The sequence below is a fragment of the Mesorhizobium sp. M7A.F.Ca.CA.001.08.2.1 genome (assembly GCF_003998455.1).
Taxonomy (GTDB): Bacteria; Pseudomonadota; Alphaproteobacteria; order Rhizobiales; family Rhizobiaceae; genus Mesorhizobium; species Mesorhizobium ciceri.
Genome location: NZ_RZPW01000451.1, coordinates 1 through 5,211, shown reverse-complemented (window position 1 = coordinate 5,211; position 5,211 = coordinate 1). Strand labels below are relative to the sequence as shown.

General features: G+C 64.5%; 5 protein-coding genes and 1 pseudogene. 2 read left to right on the top strand and 4 right to left on the bottom strand.

Features of this window, described 5'->3' with window-relative positions; genetic code table 11:
* Nucleotides 1-85: 85 nt before the first annotated feature.
* From EN914_RS23445 to EN914_RS40160, 4 genes are all read right to left on the bottom strand, one after another.
* On the bottom strand, nucleotides 86-1,054 hold the full coding sequence (locus tag EN914_RS23445; protein ID WP_024503917.1) for a sugar ABC transporter substrate-binding protein: 969 nt from the start codon (nucleotides 1,052-1,054) through the stop codon (nucleotides 86-88).
* Nucleotides 1,055-1,098: 44 nt separating this feature from the next.
* The gene (locus EN914_RS23440) at nucleotides 1,099-2,121 is read right to left on the bottom strand and encodes an ABC transporter permease (RefSeq protein ID WP_024503916.1); all 1,023 of its coding nucleotides are present in this window, start codon (nucleotides 2,119-2,121) and stop codon (nucleotides 1,099-1,101) included.
* 231 nt (nucleotides 2,122-2,352) lie between these two features.
* On the bottom strand, nucleotides 2,353-3,117 hold the full coding sequence (locus EN914_RS23435) for a phytanoyl-CoA dioxygenase family protein (RefSeq protein ID WP_024503915.1): 765 nt from the start codon (nucleotides 3,115-3,117) through the stop codon (nucleotides 2,353-2,355).
* Nucleotides 3,105-3,404 carry a hypothetical protein gene (locus tag EN914_RS40160; RefSeq protein WP_407067810.1) on the bottom strand — a complete coding sequence of 100 codons (300 nt, stop codon included), beginning with the start codon at nucleotides 3,402-3,404 and terminating at the stop codon, nucleotides 3,105-3,107. Before EN914_RS40160 ends, EN914_RS23435 begins: the two co-directional genes overlap by 13 nt.
* Between EN914_RS40160 and EN914_RS23430 the strand changes: the two genes are divergently transcribed.
* Both EN914_RS23430 and EN914_RS23425 read left to right on the top strand, forming a co-directional pair.
* A complete protein-coding gene (locus tag EN914_RS23430; protein ID WP_245497838.1) occupies nucleotides 3,294-4,148 on the top strand; it encodes an AraC family transcriptional regulator in 855 nt (284 codons plus the stop codon). The two genes, EN914_RS40160 and EN914_RS23430, sit on opposite strands and share 111 nt — an antisense overlap.
* A gap of 117 nt (nucleotides 4,149-4,265) precedes the next feature.
* Nucleotides 4,266-4,986 (top strand): annotated as a pseudogene (locus EN914_RS23425) (gamma-glutamylcyclotransferase).
* The last annotated feature ends 225 nt before the right edge of the window (nucleotides 4,987-5,211 follow it).

The following is a 5,211-nucleotide window of genomic DNA, read 5'->3' as shown; positions in this document are numbered from 1 at the left end:
GGGCGGGGGTCTGTTGCTCTGTCATTGGCGGGCTGGCCAAGCAGGTCCGCCGGCCCAAGGCCGGCGACCCCGCAGGGCTGGCTTGTTACTTCTTAGCCACCTCGGCGATGTTTTCCTTGGTGTAGATGCCGACGCCGGTGTCGACATTGTCGATCGGCTTGCCGCTGAGGAACTGCACGATCAGGTCGACCGCGGCAAAGCCCTGCTTTTCGGGCGCCTGGTCGATCGTGGCATCGACATTGCCGTCCTGGACCAGTTGCACCGTCTGGTCGAGCAGGTCGAAGCCGACCACCTTGACCTTGTCGGCGGCCTTGTTGCGTTCCACCCAGGTGCCGGCGGCCGGCGTCGAGCAGCATTCGAGCGACAGGACGCCGGAGATCGACGGATTGGCGAGCATGGCGTTCTCGATCGCCGCATAGATCTTCTGCGGGTCGGTGCCGGTGTTGAGCGTCGAGACGACCTCGATGCCGGGCTCGGCCTTCAGCGCCTCGCGCGCGCCCTTCTCGCGGTCGAGCGACCATTGCGCGGCAGCGTCGATGGTGGTGATCATCACCTTGCCCTTGCCGCCCAGCACCTTGGCCATCAGCTTGCCGGCCTCGCGGCCGGACTGGACGAGGTCCTGGCCGGCGAAGGCGAGGCGCTTGCTCTCCGGATTGTCGGTGTTGAAGGTGACGACCGGGATGCCGGCGGCGATGACGCGGTCGATCACCGGCGCCAGCGCGTCGGTGGAGACGGAGGAGATCGCCAGCCCGTCCATCTTGCCCATCAGCGTCTCGATCTCCGAGATCTGGCCGTCGGCATCGGCGCCGACCGGGCCGATGAACTGGGCGCCAACCTTGTCCTCCTTGGCGGCGCGCTCGACGCCGGCCTTCATGAACGGCGCGAATTCGTTGGAGACGTCATGGTAGGAAACGTAGATGTCGAGCGGCTGCCCAGCATCGATCTTGGCCTTGATGCGCGGCGCCAGGGCGAAATCGGCGAGCTTGGATTCGGCGTGGGCCGACAGGGGAAACAGACCGAGCGTGGCTGCGAGAATGACGTGTCTGATGTTCATGGATAGTCCTCCCTTTTTGGTTCTGGTTGCTTCTGTTTTTGCGATCAACCCGTTCGGCGCGTGCTCCATTTGTCGATGCCGACCGCGATGATGATGACCAGGCCGATCATCAGTTCCTGCACGAAGGGCGATACGCCCAACAGCACCAGGCCGTTGCGCATGACGCCGATGATCAGCACGCCCAGAATGGTGCCGAGGATGGTACCTTCACCGCCCGACAGCGAGGCGCCGCCGACGATGGTGGCGGCGATGACGTCGAGCTCCAGGCCGAGCCCGGTGCGCCCAGCCTGGCTGGAGGGCAGGAAGGCGAGGCCCAGAATGCCGGCGACGGCGGCGAGCACGCCCATCAGGATGAAGGCTGATATCTTGACCTTGTTGACGGAGATGCCGGAGACACGTGCGGCCTTGGCGCTGCCGCCGACGGCGTAGACGCGGAAGCCGAAATTGGAGAAAGACAGCACGATCCAGGCCAGCACCGCGACGATGACGAAGAACACCAGCTGCATCGGGATGATGGTGAACAGATAGCCTTGGCCGATGAAGGAGAAGGTCTGCAGCACGTCGGGCAGTGCGCCGTTGCGGGCATTGACCGTCACCGGCTGGCCGTTGGTCAAGATGAGGGCGGCACCCCGCACGATGGAGAGCATGCCCAGCGTCGCGATCAGCGAGGGCAGGCGGCCATAGGTGGAGAGCACGCCATTGATGAGGCCGATGGCGACGCCGGTCATCAGGCCGACTCCGATCGCCGGCAGCAGCGCCCAGCCGGCAATGATCAGCATACCGGTGGCGAGACCTGAGAACGCATAGGTCGAGCCGACCGACAGGTCGACCTCGCCGGCGATCAGCACGAACGTCATGCCGACCGCCATGATCCCGAGCAACGAGATCTGGCGTCCGACATTGAGCAGGTTCAGCGATGTCAGGAATCCATCGGTGGCGAAGGACAGGAACAGGCACAGCACGAGCAGCGCGATGAACACGCCCGCCTCGCGCGCCCGCAACAGCCGCGCCATCGTGAATCGGTCCGTGGCTGGCGCGCGCGCGCCGGTCCTGACCGCATCGGCCATATAGTATCCTCCCTGCGCGTGGCCCGCCGGTCCTCACCAGCGTGGCCACTCCTCCGTTTTCATCGACCCGAGCCGAGCTCGTGCGCGGGCCGCTGCTTCAGGGCCGGTCCCGAACTGATTCAGGATCAGGCGCTATCTCCCTGTTCGGTCATGATTTTTCGAAAAGCCGGTTCGGCTCGCCGGATCATGGCCGGGTGCGGGCATCGCCGCCCATACCCTGTATTTGTGGCGTCAGGACGCCTCGCGGAAGGAGCCCGCCGGCACCTTGTGCATCTCGTCGTAATTTCCGTAGTCGCGCACCTTCTTGAACGGCGCGTTCTCGACGGCGTTGTAGGAACAGATGTAGCCCCAGCGATAGGTGTCCGAACGGTTGGCATCGGAGCGGTGCAACAGATTACCGTCGAAGATCAGCGCGTCGCCGGCTTCCATCTCGACATAGATGTGCTCGAAGCGCTTCAGCGCCGCGTCCAGATGTTCCTGCTCGACATTTGTCTGGTCGTTCTCCCTGATATGGTTGAGGCGGCCGAGCTTGTGCGTGCCTTTCAGCACCTGCAGGCAGCCGTTCTCGCGGGTCGCCTTATCGAGCGCGACATAGATGCTCATCATCTCCGGTGCCAGGCAGCCGTAATTGTACCAGTAGCCGAAATCCTGGTGCCATTCCCAGGCGCCGCCCTCGTTGGGCTGCTTCATCGTCATCTTGTGGCTGTAGAGGTAGATCGGCTTGCCGACGGCGGCCTCGGCCAGATCGACCATGCGCTCGTCGCGGGCCAGAAGACCGTATTTGTCGTCTTCGGCCTTGGTCCACATCTTGAGAAGAGTGGTCTTGCCTTCCTTGTCGCCCTTGGCCATCACGGCGCCGCTCTTGTTCTCGGCCTCGAGCTGCTTGCGGGCGTGGTCGCGGAAATCGTCCACTTCCGCGACGCTGAGCAGCCCCCTGCGGATAATGTACCCGTCGCGGGCGTAGAGCTCGGTTTCCTGCTTGGTCATCGCCAACATCGTCCTGCCTCCCTGGTCTTTCGGGGCCGCCGCCGGCGCAAGGCGCCTGGTAAGCCCGCAAAACTCGAGGGATCCGGCCATTGCTTGCCGAGATCCCATCCTCTTGAGAGCGACCATAGCGGCGCCTGGCAGCAAACAAAATGGACAGCAAGGCACTCTCTTTGTATAAAACGCGCATGCAAGGAAAGACATCGGTTTTCGAGAGTTTCCACTATGTGCCGGCGGCCGGATGGACGCGCACGGCGTTCAGCGTGCTGCGCGCCGGCAAGGTTGCCGCGGCGCCCGATTATCGCATCGAGCGGCCCGTCTATCCCGGCCAGGACATCCTCTATTGCCTGTCGGGCCGGGGTTTCGTGGAGACGCTGGGGCAAAGGCTGGAGGTGCGCGCGAACCAGCTGGTGTGGATGGCCAACGAGGCGCCGCATGTGCACGCGGCCGATCCGGCCGATCCCTGGACCCTGCTCTGGTTCAGGCTCGACGGGCCCGATCCGGCCATCCTGCGGCGCAAATTGTTCGGCGAAGGGATATTGCGGACCGTGTTCACGGAAGGCACCGGCCCGGCGCCGTGGTTCGAGCGGTTGTTCGCGGCGCTGCGGCGACGTGACGCCGGGCTCGACCTGCGCCTCAACCAACTGGTCGCCGAATTCCTGCTTCTGGTCGACCGTGCGGTGAACGGCGCCGGCAATGACGATCTGCCGAAGCCGCTTGCTTCAGCGCTCGACGCCATGCGCGCCGCGCCCGGCTCCGCCTGGACGGCTCCCGACCTTGCCACCGTCACCGGCCTCGGCGCCTCACAGATAAGGCGGTTGTTCCAGAAACATCTGCGCACGAGCCCCCACCAATGGCTGATACGCGAGCGGCTGATGCAGGCGCAATCGCTGCTGGTGCAGGGCGACCAGCCGCTGGCCGAGGTTGCCGAGGCCTGCGGCTTTTGCGACGTCTATCATTTCGGACGCGAGTTCAAGCGTTCGGTGGGAATTTCGCCGGCGGCCTGGCGGCGCAGCGAACTGAGTGCTGCGCCGGGGCGTTAGTCGATACTTACGAATGCTTTCAGGCGGTTGGCCGCAACCGTTCAGGTCTTGAGTCCGGCCGGCCCTTGAGAATCTCCGGTCCCTGGGCAACATGGCGACGATGGCCGGGGCACGAACATGAACAAGCCAATTTCCACCGCACCGCGCACGTCCGCGCCGCGCAAAGCGCCGATGGCTCTGACCGAGGACCTCATCGCCCACACCATGCGTGCTGTCGAGGATGCCGGGCCGACGCCGGGCATGGTTCACATGACCGATGCCGACTATGCGCGCATCCGCGAAGAGGTGCTGGCCGACGCTCCGGCCGGGCCGCTGAAACTATTTGCCTATGGCTCGCTGCTGTGGAAGCCCGCCGGCGAGGTGAGGGGCGGAGAACGCGCGGTGGCCAGCGGCTGGCATCGTTCGTTCTGCTTTACGGTGCAGCGTTTTCGCGGCACGATCGAGCAGCCCGGCTTGATGATGGCGCTCGATCGCGGCGGCCAGTGCCAGGGCATGGTGTTCGAGATCGCGGAGCCGGTGGCGGCTAACCTCGAAGCGCTGCTGCGCCGCGAAATGACCATCCTGCCCGCCGTCAACGTGCCGCGCTGGCTGCAGGTCAGGACCGAACGGGGTCCGTATCGCGCGCTCCGATCCCGCCAATCCGCGTTATGCAGGCAAGCTCGACAACCAGGCGATCGCGGCGACGCTGGCCACCGCCGTCGGACATTGGGGCTCGGGCGCGCAATATCTTTTCGAGACGATCCGCCACCTCGAAGCCTGCGGCATCCGCGACCGCAATCTGTGGCGGTTGCAGGAACTGGTGGCCGTGGAGATCGGGCTGACCGTCGCCCAGAAGTGATCCGCCCAGAAGTGATCCGCTCAGACGCGGCACGCTTCAGTCGTGTTTGGCTCCGGATGCTTGCAGGCCACAGCACCTTGCGAAGCAAATCTCTGATTTCGGAAGTCTCCGCAGTGAAGGTTTAATGAATTGAAAACAGTTCTGGGCCAACGATGACCTGAACACCGGCGCAGGACACGGTGCGCGTGGGCCAATCATGAAATCCTCGACCGGAGAGCACTACCC